The organism is Salinibius halmophilus, assembly GCF_003577475.1.
Lineage (GTDB): Bacteria > Pseudomonadota > Gammaproteobacteria > Pseudomonadales > Natronospirillaceae > Salinibius > Salinibius halmophilus.
Genome location: NZ_QPEP01000009.1, coordinates 176,727 through 191,013, shown reverse-complemented (window position 1 = coordinate 191,013; position 14,287 = coordinate 176,727). Strand labels below are relative to the sequence as shown.

The following is a 14,287-nucleotide window of genomic DNA, read 5'->3' as shown; positions in this document are numbered from 1 at the left end:
CTTCAGACCCTGCCGTTGGCCAGCAACGCCCTTGCCAGTCGGATTATCTTCCCCTTGGTCGGGGTGATTCAGGTGTCTTGCAACCTGACGGGTTTGCCAGCTTCGCTGGGCAAACAAAAAAAGGGCCAAGCTTTGGCCCTTTTGGTCGGCTCAGTTCTACAAAGGCCTCACTGGCAAATAAAGCTCAATAAAGTGTTTCTGCTTTGGGTGCTGACGATAGTCATTGAGGTAGCGCTCAAAGCAGGGCCGGTCATCGGGTTGAAAGCCACTGTTGGGCAGCCAATGATCGAACAGTAAATCCCAAGCTTGCTCAAACTCATCACCGTTGATTTCTAATTGCGCCATGGCATAGCGACCGCCGGCGAGTTCTGCAACTTCTACCGGCCCCGAGCCTGATTTATTGGCCGGTATCGACATGGCCACGTCGGCTCTAAATTTACTCAGGTCACTAATGCGCAGGTCGTCATGAAATACTGTGTAGAAGCGGGTGTCTGGGCAAATTAACACATCGTTCGCCGCCCCCCACTTGGTGAGCTGGTGAAACAACTGGCCCCATTTATTTTGCTCGCCAACAAATTTGCCCACGTGGCGAATGAAGGCAATGGGGGTTGCCTCTAGCGTTCGCACACTGACCGTTAGATCTTTTTTATTCAGCATAGTTAGATTCCATTTATACGAATTGCTCGAGGCATCAATATAAACATCTGACAGCTGCTGAACTTGCCAATTACTGGCAAGCGTTTCACCTTGTTTGCCAAGCTCTTTACGATTCTTGCTAAATACCAAGTGTTCACCTTTGCGCCAGGCGGTTGCGCTGCAGGCAAAGTGATTTTTGAAGGCACGAGCAAAGGCAGCTTGGCTGGCAAAACCACATGAAAAGGCGATATTGGTGACCGAACATTGTGGGTGATCGACCAGCATGATTGCCGCTTGCTCCAAGCGTTGGCGCAGAATAAATTGATAAAGTCCATCACCGGTAACAGCTTTGAATATGCGGTGAAAGTAGAAGCTTGAGAAGTTCGCCAAGCTCGCAAGGCGCTCAAGCGCAAGGTCATCAGCTAGGTGTTGGCGAATATAATCCACCACTCGATTGACCCGTTGCTGATATTCAAGTGAAGACGATGTTGGCATTAAGATACATCCAATTTTTTTAACATCCACACGTCACAGCCGCCATGCTCGGTTGCAGCCATGGGCGCGTCTAGGTGCTTAAATCCATATTGTTGGTACAAGTTTATTGCGGCATGCATGTTCGCTAGGGTGTCTAAATAACAAGCATGATAGCCCAAGGATTTAGCATCATCTAAACACTGCGCGAGTAAGCGCTTACCTATGCCAAGCCTGCGCGCTTGCGGCAATAGAAATAACTTGCGCAGCTCACAAGTGCGATTGCTTCCCTTTGCGTCAGTAAACGGCGCTATCCCACCGCCACCAACCACTTCGCCATCCAGCAGCGCCACATAGTAGCGGCTGCGCTGGCTTGGGTGGTAATGACCACTCATGTTGGCTACTTCCGCATCTCCCGGACCAAAGCCCTCGCCGACGGCCCCAAACTCGGCGCCGACTTGGCGGATAATATTACTAATTTTACGGTCGTCGCTTGACTCAATTGGCCGAATAACAATCATCATTTGCCGCTCGGAAAATACGCTTCGCCACCACCGTACTTGAGCTGCTTTTGCGGCGATACAATCCAAGGGCTCTGGACGGACTGTGGTTCAATATAAATGCCAGTGAATGCAAGCTCATCAAACCGATGGAAGCTGAGGATAAAGCGCAATTCACCGCAGCCAAGGTTATACTCGTATATCATTAACAGCTGCTCTGAGGCACCAGACCAAGGTGACTTTTCACCCTCTTTGCTAGAACCAAGCTGAGTATGCGCGCCTCTGAAAAAGTCGACAAACTTACCGTAGCGACTTGTCCACATACACTCATTGGCAATGAATTGTTTGATCTGAGTAACATTCGCCTGCTCAAAAAAGGGGTCATCGAAGTACTGTAGATTATTCACATCAGCGAGATGTTCCAGAACATATTCACTCACGTCAGTGGCATGCACCAGCCGGGCTTCAAAATGTCGAGCTTTCTGCCACAAGGCGAATGCCGCAAGCAACACTAATACAATTGTGATAATGAGTAGCCACAAGAGTCCCTTTTTCATTCAATCATTCTCGGTATTGGTTAGAAAAATCACAAGCCATCAGAGTGGGCAAACTCACCACCAAATTGGCAATAAGTATTACCGATCGTGACATCGTCGTGAAGGCGTATCTTGCCTGTGTGATTTTACAATGCTCCCGCCTTGTCTTTCACCAGCTCAGCCATGGCTAGTTGGGCTGCACCGCCCTGCTCGGTGAGCCCTTTAATAACACCCTGCTGATTCACTGCAGGTTGGTTTTGACTCACTTTCCATTTGCCATGTATGCTGGTGACTTTTATGCGCACCCCAACAATGGCTTGCACTTGTTTGTCTAGATACGTCTGTGGAGCGTCAGTCAATCGCCAAGGCGATGCATTGCTTGCCTCATGCTCATCGGTTAACTGATTCAGCATTTCAACAAGCCAGTCGCCATCATGGACAAACTCGATCTCACCCGTTACCTGCACAGACACATAATTCCAGGTGGGTACCGCTCGCCCATCCTGCTGTTTTGTTGGATATAAATTTGGCGAAATATAACAATTTGGCCCATGAAATATGGCCAGCGCTGGCGTGTGCTTCAAAGGATTGCGCCAAATAGGGGTCGCCCTAGCAATATGACCATGCAGCCAGAGTTGATCGTCCTGTTCAACGACCAGCATGGGCACATGCGACGCTTGCACCCCATCGTCATGCTCAGTAATCAGTGTTGCCAATGGGTATTGACGCATTAGTTGGATTTGCTCAGCGATATCCGTATTTAAAAACTTCTTTGGGGTAAACATGCTCTGCCCTAGTCACTTGCCCTGTTTAGCGCAATAGTAAACACTGTCAGCCGTGCATGTACAGCACATTGACCAGCACCCAAAGCCATAACAGCCAATGGCTCACTGATGACAAAGCAAAGGCAACGGTGCGCAGGCGAATGTTTTGAGCCCTTAGGTGTTCGAAACTGTGCCAGTAGCGACCCAGCACAAATACCCAAGCGAGTACGAGCATACCGATATGATTTAACTGAAGTTGATAAACAAACAGCATTAGCACCATGAACAAAGCGGGTTGCTGCATTAGATTGTCGTAGTTACGCCCTGGTAATAAATAATGATTCGGCAGCTCATGCTGGTTGCCATAAATAATACTGCTAATACCAAAGGCGCCAGCCGCCGCGCCTTTAATTCTGCGCGCTGCCACTAACCACCAAACAATCACCATTAATAATAAGATTGGGAAAATAGTGATGATGCTCCACATAGTTTTGTCTCCTTGTTTTAGAAGACATCAGTTTGGCTAACTTCCCCACAGACAAGCAGTGTCATTTATGACATATTTACACTCATAACTGACATCTTTTGTGAGCACTACTGATGAAAATTGGCTTGGTGATTAATCATGGTTTTATGACAACAGCTGTTACCGGCATGATTGACGTGTTTCAAATGGCGCAAAACACTGCCAATCGGCTGGGTATTGCAGGCGCCATACAATGGCAGTTGATTGGTGTCGACTCGCTGAGTGTTTCGTCGGGGCAAGGTATTACTTTTGATTGCCAGCGCACTCTGGCCAATGTTGGGCATCTGGATGCCGTTGTATTCAATGGCTATCAAGATACCAGTGACGCTAATTTATTGGCACAAGCCGATCAGCTTGCAGGCCAATTGCCAAACTTACTGCGCTTATTTCTTAACTGTCAGTACGTCGTGGCTGGCTGCAATGCCGTGGCGGTATTGGGAAAGCTCGGCTTACTCGATGGCAAGCATGTCACGTCGAGCTGGTGGTTGGATAAGTTTTTTGCCCAGCACTGCCCACGTGTGACTGCCGATACCGACCAAGCCTTGGTTGTTGATGGTAAGTTCATAACTGGTGGCGCCACGCTTAGCTTTTTATCTATTGCCTGTTACTTAATAGAACAAGCATATGGCGATGAGCTTGCCGATTATGTGAGTCGATTTTTATTGATTGAGCGCCAACCCATAGTGCAAAGCCGTTATAAGTTTTTAGCTGCGCTGCCAGCCCATCACGATAAGGTGCTAAAACAAGTTGAGCAGCATGTTTTAAGTAATTTGCGCCATGATTTGTCATTGCATAAGCTAGCGCAAATGGCTTGCGTAAGTGAGCGCACACTAATCAGAAAATTTAAGAAAAACTTAGCTATGACGCCTAAGCAGTTCATTCAACAAGCTCGTATTGAGCTGTGCTGCCGATTGTTAAGCCAAACCGACAAAACCATCGAGCAGATTGCCTTGTCGGTGGGTTACCAGAATAGCCAAGCGCTGCAAAAAATATTTCTGCAGCGGCAAGGCCAATCCATGAGTGCTTACCGACAAGCGCGCGATGATCACTAGATAGCAAAATCTAAGTTGGCATCCGCTAGTGGCTCGAGTGGCACGGTTTTACTGGCTGCCCAAACGTATGCCAATTCCAGTGCAATGGTTGCGCCAGCTAACGCAGTTAGATCGCTTTGGTCATACGCTGGCGAGACTTCTACTACGTCCATGCCAACAATGTTTAACCCTACCAAGCCGCGGATAATCTTTAACACTTTATCCGAAGTGAGCCCACCACATACCGGTGTGCCGGTGCCTGGAGCAAAGGCTGGGTCTAGGCAGTCGATATCAAAAGTAATATACACTGGCTTATCGGCCACGATGCGGCGAATGTGGTCAACAATTTCGCGCGCACTGAGATCGTTGGCTTCTAAGGCGTTAATCACGTTAAAGCCATGACCATCTTGCTTATACTCTGTGCGAATACCCACCTGCACTGAATGCTGAGGTGAGATAAGCCCCTCTTTAGGCGCATGATAAAACATGGTGCCATGATCATAATGACTACCGTTAGCATAGGTATCGGTATGGGCATCAAAGTGAATCAATGCCATTTCACCATATTTTTTGGCGTGCGCGCGCAACACTGGCAGCGTTACAAAATGGTCACCACCAAGGGTTAATAGGCACTTACCACCTTCAATAATGGCACTGGCCGCGGCCTGCATACGAGTGGTGAAATCTTGGGCATCACCACAATCGAATACTAGGTCTCCAGCGTCAATCATGGTGGCACGTTTGAGTAAATTAAAGTCCCAAGGGAATTTTTTACCTTCCCACGCCAAGTTCACCGACGCACGGCGAATGGCATCCGGGCCCATGCGAGCACCTGGACGGCCTGAGGTTGCCATATCCAGTGGCGCACCAAACACCACAATGTCTGCGGCCACAGCGGTTGGGTCTTTATGGTAGGGGCAGCGCAAAAAGCTCATCGCATTCGAATATAACGAATAATCAGGCTTGCTAAACAAATCGTTCATTTGAACGTCCTCATTCAAGAGTTAAGTAAGCAAGCACCACATTGATTTGAGCGTTGAGCGCCTTGGGCGTTGTGGTGCAGAAAAAGAGGCGATATTTTGCATACAAGATAGTCCAGCACCTAATAATTATTTGCCTTGCTAGATACTTTTTTGGAATTAAAACCGGTCAGTTTTTACACAATAGTTTTAAAGACGCCCATATCGATAACAAGCCCTGGTGCTTAAGCGGGATAGCAGTCTCAGTGGTACACACTTTTATGGCGTAAAGCGCTGCACAAGCTCTGCCAGTGAACAAGGTTTACTAAAGTAATAACCTTGTAAAAAATCGCAGTCAATGCCGCGCAAGTACTCGGCTTCTTCCACTGTTTCAACCCCCTCTGCAGTGACGGTAAAGCCAAGAGCGTGCGCCATGGCAACGATCGCCGTGAGCAGTGCTTGATTGTCTGGGCGGTTTGGGCAGTCGGTAACAAATGAACGATCTATTTTAACATTGGAAACGGGGAACTGTTTGAGGCTAATAAACGACGAATAGCCGGTACCAAAGTCGTCAAGGGCATAGCTTACTTGCTGTGATAAAAGCTCACCCAAGGTGCGCTGAGCGTGCTGAGCATCGTTATGTAATGCAGATTCTGTAATTTCAAACACCACTGGCTGCTCTGATGCGAATGACTGCTCTAAAACATGCTTCATCGTGGTGGCAAAAGCTTCATCGATAAACTGCACCCGAGAGATATTAATGGCTACTTTAGTATTGCGAAGGTTAGGAAAGTGACTCAGGTCTTGCCCTACCTGCTTGGCAATATATTCGCCTAGCGCAATTATGGTGCCAGACTGTTCTGCTATGGTAATAAAACGATCCGGTGGAATAGAACCCATTGTTGAATGTTGCCAACGTGCCAAGCTTTCGATGGCAACCATTTTATAGTGGCTGGCGCTTACAATTGGCTGGTACACCATGAATATTTCATATTGGCGAATGGCTTGCTTAAGCTCTGATTCTAAGGTGTTTAACTGCTGAACGTCTTCCAGCATTTGTGGCAAATAGTGGGTAAACCGTCCTGGACTGATGTCCTTACCTGTTAGCAAGGCAATCTTGGCAAGCCGATGCAGCTCACTAAAACTGCCACTATCATCTGGGTAGCGGCTAATGCCCCCGCTGACCGTGACAAAACGGGAGACGCCCTCTAGCATAATCGGCTTCTCTAAGCTTCGCCGAATACGTGAGACCAACGCATCAATATTGGCGCCACTTGGGTTATTGACACAGATAACAAACTCATCACCACTGAAACGAGCCAATATATCCAAGTCAGACACAGCCTGCTGTAGCCGCTCGGCCACCGCTTTTAGTACCGCATCGCCAGCGTCACTACCCAAACCGCTGTTGAGACCCTTAAAGTTGTCGACATCGACCACCAGCAGCCCCAGCTGTATTGCTTTTGTTTGGCCAGCAAGCTGCTCAAACTGATGAACCAGTAAATTTCGATTAGCCAATCCGGTTAACTCATCAACATTTGCCTGACGCCAGATGGTGCGATTCGCTTGCACCTCCTGAGTGATGTCTTGAACTGTGCCAAACAAGCGTTCTGATTTGGCTTCATATTCAGCAATCTCTCGAACCCAAACCGCTTGGCCATCGCGCAAGAACTCATACTCAACACGCTTTTGACCAGGACCTCGAAAAGCCAGTAACGAATCAAGGGCCTGCTGGCGTTTAGGCGCTAACCACTCTTCGCTACTTTTACTCGACAATATACTCATCGCCTGTTTCGACAGTCGTCGCTGGGTATCCCCTAGGCAGTATTCCCAACTCCCTAGTTTGGCAATTTCTTGCGCCTGTAGCAGCCTGCTTTCGCTGCGTGAAAGGCTGAATGTTTGCTGAGAAACTAATGCTTTTAGGCTTCTCCGGCTACCCATTAGCCTATAGTTAGCTCGCACTACTTCGGCGAACAATATGCTAATTAATGCAACAACGGTGATTTCAATTAATAATGTGGCTTCCACCCACCCAGCATGAACCGGAGCAATACTCAGTTGCCATTGATGGTTACCCACTGCAATTGGTGCCGTTACAGCCGCAGTTTTAACTGAATCCTGCCCCGAACTAAGTAATTCAACAGGCTCACCATCGTCGACTATATGCCAAAGGGTATAGTCATATCCCTGCTCAGCCAGCGCCTCGAGCTCAGCGCCCTGAACAATATCAGGGAAGTCGAATACCACCACACTAACGCCCCAAAAAGCCTGATCAATAAAAATGGGTAGGCGAGCGATCACCCCCATCCCACCCTGCTTTAATTGTTTAGGGCCTTCTATCACCAAACGATCATCTAAAATGGCTTCCTGTACAAAGGGCGCAGTTTCGGGGTCTTCCATTAGATTGTGGCCAATGGCAGGCTGATTACTCTCTTGAGGGTAGGCATAGGTAACAACGCCATTTGGCGCCAATTGCAACGAACGAATGCCAGTTAGTGGTTGGTAAAGTTCTTGAGCTACAAGACTGAAGCTATATTGATTAACTTGCGCTTGCCTTGCCACGCCACGAAGGATGTATGCACTCGACAGCGCCCGGTCAACTTCCATTTGCAGTCGCCTACCATATCGGTCGATCAGGTTGCCACTTGAAAGATCCGCAATCAGTTGCCGATCTTGGTAGCGTTGCTGCACAGATAGCAATAGCACAGACATGACTAACACAAACGAAGCAACCCACAGCAGCCGCCCGTTTAGCTTAGTTAGTAATGTCTGCCAATCAAACAAATCCATATTCCTTACAATAGACTGCCTTTATAGTTAAGCACTTCATGGCATGACTTGCAGCCTGTAACGCCATTAATTACTGTGTGATGCTGCTTACATTAGGGGAAGGACGAGGTACTCATATTGGACAAGTTTAAAGCACTGCAGACTTTTTGCCGCGTTGTTGAGCTAGGCAGCTTTACCAAAACAGCCGAGGCGCTGGCGATGTCGAAAGCGGCCATTAGCAATCACATTACCGCCTTGGAGTCTCAGCTAAATGTGACCCTAATTAAGCGCCACAGCCGCGGCGTGATGATTACCAAAGCAGGCATGGCCTACTATGAGCGGGTAAATGATTTGCTAGCACAATTAAGCGAAGCCGACGAGGACATTCGCCAATACGAGCGCAGTGCCTGTGGCCATATTCGTATTTCATTGCCCGTCTCGATTGGCTTAATGTTTGCCGCACCCCTGATTAGTGAGTTTATGACGCACTACCCCGACATAGTGATTGAGGCCACATACTCAGATGACTATGTTGATTTGCTTAAAGAAAAATACGACCTTGCCCTGCGCGGCTCGGCCAAACTGCCCGATAGCAACATCAAAGCCAAAAAAGTAGGCGCGTTTCAGTCTATCACCTGTGCTAGCCCAAGCTATTTGGCCGAGCATGGCACGCCTAACGACCCGCAAGCGCTCAAACGCCACCGGGCGCTTATTTACACCGGCGTAAGCACCCCCATGCGGTGGCATTATCTCGACCAAGGCAGTGACATCAGCGTGGCGGTAACCGGGCGCTACCAGTGCAATAACAGTTTGGCACTGAAACAAGCCGCACTGGATGGCAGTGGTGTACTGCGTGTGCCAAATATTTATGTGGCAGACGAGCTTGCCCGTGGTGAGCTAGTAGAACTGCTAAGCGATTATCGCCCACCAGAGAGTGCCATCTGGGTACTTTACAACAGTAGCCAAACGGTACCACATAGGGTTCGCTTGCTAATTGACTTTATTGCCGACCGCTTTCAGGTTGGAGCGTCTAGTTTGACTGAACACTGAGTTCACCCGAGCGCTCTATGCCCGGCGCCGGGCAAATTCTAAAGTTGTTCCCATCATTCAACGTGACAGGGAGCAACCATGGCCAAGCAAACCATCAACCTAGCCATTACCGCGCTGGTCCCCATTATTTGGGGCAGTACCTATTTTGTAACCACCGAATTTTTACCTGCCGATGTCCCACTACTGGCCGCCATGCTTCGTGCTCTGCCGGCTGGGCTGGTGCTGCTACTGATTTTTCGCCAACTGCCAAGCGGTAGTTGGTGGCTAAAATCTTTAGCGCTTGGCGTGCTGAATATTGGCGCCTTCTTTTACTTCTTATTTGTAGCCGCCTATCACCTACCAGGTGGTATTGCAGCACTGGTGATGTCGGTTCAACCCTTTATTGTTCTGGCTTACAGCGCTCTGCTCTTTCGCAACCCCATACAGGCCAATCAAGTGATGGCATGTGCGATGGCCGTTATGGGCGTGGGCCTAGTGGTGGTTCAGCAACAAACGGGGATGAATTTCATTGGCGTGGCAGCAGGGTTAGCCGGTGCGCTATCAATGGCCACTGGCATAGTGCTCACCAAACGCTGGGGGCGCCCAGATAACACCCATTTACTCAGCTTTACTGCTTGGCAACTGGTATTTGGTGGCTTAGTGCTGCTGCCACTTACCTTGTGGCTAGAACCCCTACCCACCCAACTAAGTGGCAAAAACATACTGGGCTTTGCTTATTTATCCATTATTGGCGCCCTAGTTGCCTATGCCTTGTGGTTTCGCGGTATTGAAAAGCTCGCCAGCTTGTCGGTTTCTCTGCTGGCGCTGCTCAGCCCACTGTCGGCCGCCCTCATTGGCTTTATCGTGCTCAACCAAGGTTTTAGCCCACTGCAGTTATGCGGTGCTCTGATCATCATTGCAGCCATCGTATTGGCTCAACTTCCACAACGAACACGGCAACCAGCTTAATAACAACGGAGATCATTATTATGAAAGCATTTACTTCTGTTCAATATGGCGACATCACAGCTACAAACCGCTTTGTTATGGCCCCTATGACTCGCTGTCGCGCCACCGAAAATGGCCTAGCCACACCGATTATGGCCACCTATTACGCTCAGCGCGCCTCGGCAGGCCTTATTATTAGTGAAGGCATTTACCTAAGCATTGCTGGCAAAGGCTTTAGCACCACACCTGGGCTGCACAGTTTAGAGCAAGTGAAATCTTGGCAGCCTGTTACGGCAGCTGTGCACGAGCAAGGCGGTAAGATTTTTGCGCAAATTATGCACGCTGGCCGCATTGGGCACCCGTCGATCAATGGCCAGCAGCCATTGGCGCCCTCAGCCATTGCCGCCAACGGAGAAATCTTTACGCCAAGCGGTAAGCAGCCTTACCCACAACCGCTTGCAATGGATGCGCAAGCCATACAGACAGCGATTGATGAGCATGTAACGGCCGCCATCAATGCGATCGATGCAGGCTTTGATGGCATTGAGATTCACGCCGGTAATGGCTTTTTAATTCACCAGTTTATGGCCAGCAATACCAACGTGCGCACCGACGATTACGGCGGTAGCGTGGCAAACCGAGTGCGCTTTGCAGTTGAGGTGATTAAAGCCTGCGGGCAAGCCATAGGTTTTGGCAAAGTGGGCGTGCGCCTATCGCCACAGAATGCATACAACGACATTATTGAAGAAGACACCAACGAGCTTTACAAAACGCTGATTGAGCAGTTGCCAACAGAGCTAGCCTATCTGCACGTCATGGAAGCGAATTGCCGCCACCACACCCAAGCCATTCGTGCCCTGTGGCAAGGCCCACTGATTGTAAACCCGCACTCAGATGCCAATGCCTGGCCAGCGTCGACCGATATTCTACCGGTAATGCTCGACACAGGCTTAACCGATGGCGTGTGCTTTGGCGCCTTGTTTGTTGCCAATCCAGATTTGGTTGCCCGAGTAAAGAACCAGGCACCACTGAATGAAATGAAAGGTGAGTATTTATATGAAGGGGGCGAAGTAGGCTACACCGACTACCCTCTGCTAGCCGAAGCGCTGGCTTAGCAGACGAAGCGCGCTGGCACACAGCGCGCTAGCCTTCTATAGCAATACCAAATTATCCTATAACAACACTAAATTATCTCTGTGAACAAACTCGGCATCCACTTCATAGCCAAGGGTTTGGGCGATTTGTTTGCAGGGTACCCCGCACAAGGCTTTGGCTTCTTCTTGGCTGTAGTTGGCCAAGCCAATGGCCACTTTTTGGCCTTCGTGGTCTAGAATGCTCACCGCATCGCCACGCTGAAAAGTGCCAGTGACCTGTTTCACCCCAACCGCCAGCAAACTCTTGCCATTGGCCGTTAACGCCGCCTTAGCACCAGCATCCACGACCACGGTGCCCTTGGTGCGCAAGTGCCCGGCTAGCCATTGTTTGCGCGCAGTTAGCGGTGCTTCGTCTGGGTATAACCAGCTGCCCACTTCTTCGCCTTGGTAAATACGACTAATAATGTCTTTATTACGCCCACCGGCAATAATGGTGCCGGTGCCCGAACGTGCCGCCAAGCGCGCTGCGGTCACCTTAGTGGCCATACCACCACGGCCAAGCGTACCAGCGCCCGATGCAACGGTGAGCAGGTAGGGGTCGTTGGCGCGCGCAGAGGTAATCAGCTCGGCGTCTGGGTTAGTGCGCGGATTGGCAGTGAAGATGCCGTCTTGGTCGGTCATAATCATCAGCGCATCGGCTTCAATTAGGTTGGCGACCAAGGCACCTAGGGTGTCGTTATCACCGAACTTTATTTCATCGGTTACCACGGTGTCATTCTCGTTAATAATGGGAATGACTTTGTGTTTAATCAGAGCTCGCACCGTGTTGCGAGCGTTTAAATACCGCGTGCGATCCGATAGATCGTCATGGGTTAACAGAATCTGCGCCGTTTGCAGGCCGAATACCGCAAAAATGTCTTGGTAATACTGTACCAATGATGCCTGCCCAACCGCGGCGGCGGCTTGTAGATCAGCCATTTCGGTGGGGCGTTGCGACCAACCTAGCTGCTGCATACCTGCTGCCACAGCACCTGAAGAGACTAAAACGACCTCGATGCCACGCTGGTGTAGCTTGGCAATTTGCGCTACCCAGTCGGCAATACGAGCTTTGTCGAGTCCTTTGCCATCATTGGTCAACAGCGCACTGCCGATCTTAATCACCCAACGTTTGGCATTTTGTACTTCATTACGGTTCATGGTTGATCCTGTTAACAACTTAATCTTTGCTTCCATCATTGAGATCGTAGGTTTTACAAACCAAAGGTTTGGGAAACACATGTTGCCATTTAATTGTGCAACTAGATTCCCTCCTTCGCGGGAATGACTGATAAACACATGTTGCCCAGCAAAGCCGTGCAACCTACGCGGGGCTGACTGCTTAATTCGGAAGCAAAGGTATTGTACGGATTGTTTACAGGATTTAGCAGGAATTTTTTCTCAGTTACTTAAACCAAAAAGCCCCGCAGTTGCGAGGCTTCTTGAAAACGACAAATACTTACCGAACATACTCAAACGGCACGTCGAACTCATCGTCGTCATCATCGTCATCTTCTTGTGCAGCCAAACGTTCGGCACGTTTTTGTTTGCGTAAGAATTCAATGTGTTCACGCGCTTCGGCTTCGGCGCGTTCGCGCTCTTCTTGCTGTTGCAAGGCGAACTCAGGGTCTTCGCTTACACGTTGCTGCCATTCTTCAAGTAGGTTCATCAAATCTAGGTTAAGCTGGCGAACGCCTTGGCCAGTTACCCCAGAAATCACGTAAACTGGGCCTTGCCAGTCTAGCGCTTCAATAATGGCTTGCTTGCGTTCAGTAATCGTTTCATCGTCTACCAAGTCTGCTTTGTTAAGCACCAACCAGCGCTCACGCTCGGCGAGCGTTGGGCTAAAGCGCTCAAGCTCACCAGCAATCACTACTGCTGATTCAGCAGGATTGCTTTCATCAATTGGCGCTAGGTCCACAAGGTGTAGCAATACGCGGGTACGAATAAGGTGGCGTAAGAAGCGAACACCTAAACCAGCGCCTTCTGCAGCACCTTCAATCAAGCCTGGAATATCAGATACCACGAAGCTTCGCAGCTCATCTACTCGCACAACACCTAGGCTTGGCACCAAGGTGGTGAATGGGTAGTCGGCTACTTTTGGTTTTGCTGCCGAGACAGCGCGCACAAAAGTGGATTTACCGGCATTAGGCAAACCAAGTAGGCCCACATCGGCCAATACTTTTAGCTCTAGCATAATGTTGCGTGACTCACCCTGTCCACCAGGCGTGGTTTGGCGCGGCGCACGGTTTACTGAGCTTTTAAAGCGAGCATTACCCAAACCACGCTTGCCACCTTTGGCAACCATGAGCGTTTGACCATGCTCAGTTAAGTCACCTAGGGTTTCGCCGGTATCGCTATCGATAATCGATGTACCCACAGGTACCTTAAGATATAAATCTTCACCCATTTTACCGGTCATATTTGAACCACGACCTGGCGTGCCGTTCTCCGCCTTATAATGGCGGGTGTAGCGGTAATCAATCAGGGTGTTTAGGTTTTCGTCAGCTTGGAACCAGACGCTTCCGCCATGACCACCATCGCCGCCGTCTGGGCCGCCTTTCGCACGGAACTTCTCGCGCAAGAAGCTTAAGCAGCCTGCACCACCGTTACCGGCGTCTACGGCGATTCGTGCTTCATCGACAAATTTCATTTTCTGGTCTCCTAATGCAAAAAAGCTCCATCGCGTGGCGACAGAGCTTTTTCAAACTCGAGCTTAGTTAAACTTAAGCTTCTTCGATGCTTACGTGCTTACGTGAGCCTTTACCGCGAGTTTCAAATTTTACTTTGCCGTCTTTTAGGGCGAACAAAGTGTGATCTTTACCAAGACCAACGTTCACACCTGGACGTACTTTTGTGCCGCGCTGACGAATAATGATAGAACCAGCGCTAACAGTTTGGCCACCGAAAGCTTTAACACCTAAGCGTTTGCTTTCCGAATCGCGACCGTTACGTGTAGAACCAACACCTTTTTTGTGAGCCATGAGT

The 14,287-nt window shown here is 49.5% G+C and carries 14 protein-coding genes; 4 read left to right on the top strand and 10 right to left on the bottom strand.

The genetic code is table 11. The annotated features are described in order from the left end of the window. Positions 1–156: 156 nt before the first annotated feature. The 5 genes from DUW71_RS12000 to DUW71_RS11980 all read right to left on the bottom strand — a co-directional run bounded on the left by DUW71_RS12000 (position 157) and on the right by DUW71_RS11980 (position 3,394). The gene (locus DUW71_RS12000; protein WP_119395491.1) at positions 157–1,131 is read right to left on the bottom strand and encodes an AraC family transcriptional regulator; all 975 of its coding nucleotides are present in this window, start codon (positions 1,129–1,131) and stop codon (positions 157–159) included. Continuing rightward, the gene (locus DUW71_RS11995; protein WP_119395490.1) at positions 1,131–1,631 is read right to left on the bottom strand and encodes a GNAT family N-acetyltransferase; all 501 of its coding nucleotides are present in this window, start codon (positions 1,629–1,631) and stop codon (positions 1,131–1,133) included. The genes DUW71_RS12000 and DUW71_RS11995 overlap by 1 nt, the downstream gene beginning before the upstream one ends. After that, positions 1,628–2,164: a hypothetical protein gene (locus DUW71_RS11990; protein WP_158584039.1), complete on the bottom strand. Its 537-nt coding sequence runs from the start codon at positions 2,162–2,164 to the stop codon at positions 1,628–1,630. The genes DUW71_RS11995 and DUW71_RS11990 overlap by 4 nt, the downstream gene beginning before the upstream one ends. A gap of 125 nt (positions 2,165–2,289) precedes the next feature. Continuing rightward, entirely contained in the window at positions 2,290–2,928 is a 639-nt protein-coding gene (locus DUW71_RS11985) for an FMN-binding negative transcriptional regulator (protein ID WP_119395488.1), read from the bottom strand. A gap of 46 nt (positions 2,929–2,974) precedes the next feature. Beyond that, positions 2,975–3,394 carry an MAPEG family protein gene (locus DUW71_RS11980; RefSeq protein WP_119395487.1) on the bottom strand — a complete coding sequence of 140 codons (420 nt, stop codon included), beginning with the start codon at positions 3,392–3,394 and terminating at the stop codon, positions 2,975–2,977. 113 nt (positions 3,395–3,507) lie between these two features. On the opposite strand from DUW71_RS11980, the gene DUW71_RS11975 reads away from it, so the two are divergent. Beyond that, the gene (locus tag DUW71_RS11975; RefSeq protein ID WP_119395486.1) at positions 3,508–4,485 is read left to right on the top strand and encodes a GlxA family transcriptional regulator; all 978 of its coding nucleotides are present in this window, start codon (positions 3,508–3,510) and stop codon (positions 4,483–4,485) included. Here DUW71_RS11975 and speB read toward each other — a convergent pair. Together speB and DUW71_RS11965 are read right to left on the bottom strand one after the other, a co-directional pair. Then, positions 4,482–5,447: an agmatinase gene (speB, locus tag DUW71_RS11970; protein WP_119395485.1), complete on the bottom strand. Its 966-nt coding sequence runs from the start codon at positions 5,445–5,447 to the stop codon at positions 4,482–4,484. The two genes, DUW71_RS11975 and speB, sit on opposite strands and share 4 nt — an antisense overlap. Positions 5,448–5,702: 255 nt before the next feature. Further along, the gene (locus DUW71_RS11965; RefSeq protein ID WP_158584037.1) at positions 5,703–8,135 is read right to left on the bottom strand and encodes a bifunctional diguanylate cyclase/phosphodiesterase; all 2,433 of its coding nucleotides are present in this window, start codon (positions 8,133–8,135) and stop codon (positions 5,703–5,705) included. Between the two features lie 195 nt (positions 8,136–8,330). Between DUW71_RS11965 and DUW71_RS11960 the strand changes: the two genes are divergently transcribed. The 3 genes from DUW71_RS11960 to DUW71_RS11950 all read left to right on the top strand — a co-directional run bounded on the left by DUW71_RS11960 (position 8,331) and on the right by DUW71_RS11950 (position 11,284). Continuing rightward, complete coding sequence (locus DUW71_RS11960) at positions 8,331–9,242, top strand: LysR family transcriptional regulator (protein WP_119395483.1); 912 nt, start codon at positions 8,331–8,333, stop codon at positions 9,240–9,242. A 78-nt stretch (positions 9,243–9,320) separates the two neighbouring features. After that, positions 9,321–10,190 carry an EamA family transporter gene (locus DUW71_RS11955; RefSeq protein ID WP_119395482.1) on the top strand — a complete coding sequence of 290 codons (870 nt, stop codon included), beginning with the start codon at positions 9,321–9,323 and terminating at the stop codon, positions 10,188–10,190. A 20-nt stretch (positions 10,191–10,210) separates the two neighbouring features. Then, positions 10,211–11,284 (top strand): alkene reductase, encoded by a 1,074-nt coding sequence (locus DUW71_RS11950; RefSeq protein WP_199671215.1) that lies wholly within the window; start codon positions 10,211–10,213, stop codon positions 11,282–11,284. A gap of 57 nt (positions 11,285–11,341) precedes the next feature. On the opposite strand, the gene proB is transcribed toward DUW71_RS11950, so the two are convergent. From proB to rpmA, 3 genes are all read right to left on the bottom strand, one after another. Further along, a complete protein-coding gene (gene proB, locus DUW71_RS11945) occupies positions 11,342–12,460 on the bottom strand; it encodes a glutamate 5-kinase (RefSeq protein WP_233546120.1) in 1,119 nt (372 codons plus the stop codon). A 298-nt stretch (positions 12,461–12,758) separates the two neighbouring features. Beyond that, the gene (gene cgtA, locus DUW71_RS11940; RefSeq protein ID WP_119395481.1) at positions 12,759–13,952 is read right to left on the bottom strand and encodes an Obg family GTPase CgtA; all 1,194 of its coding nucleotides are present in this window, start codon (positions 13,950–13,952) and stop codon (positions 12,759–12,761) included. Positions 13,953–14,025: 73 nt separating this feature from the next. After that, a complete protein-coding gene (gene rpmA, locus DUW71_RS11935; protein WP_119395480.1) occupies positions 14,026–14,283 on the bottom strand; it encodes a 50S ribosomal protein L27 in 258 nt (85 codons plus the stop codon). Positions 14,284–14,287: the final 4 nt, after the last annotated feature.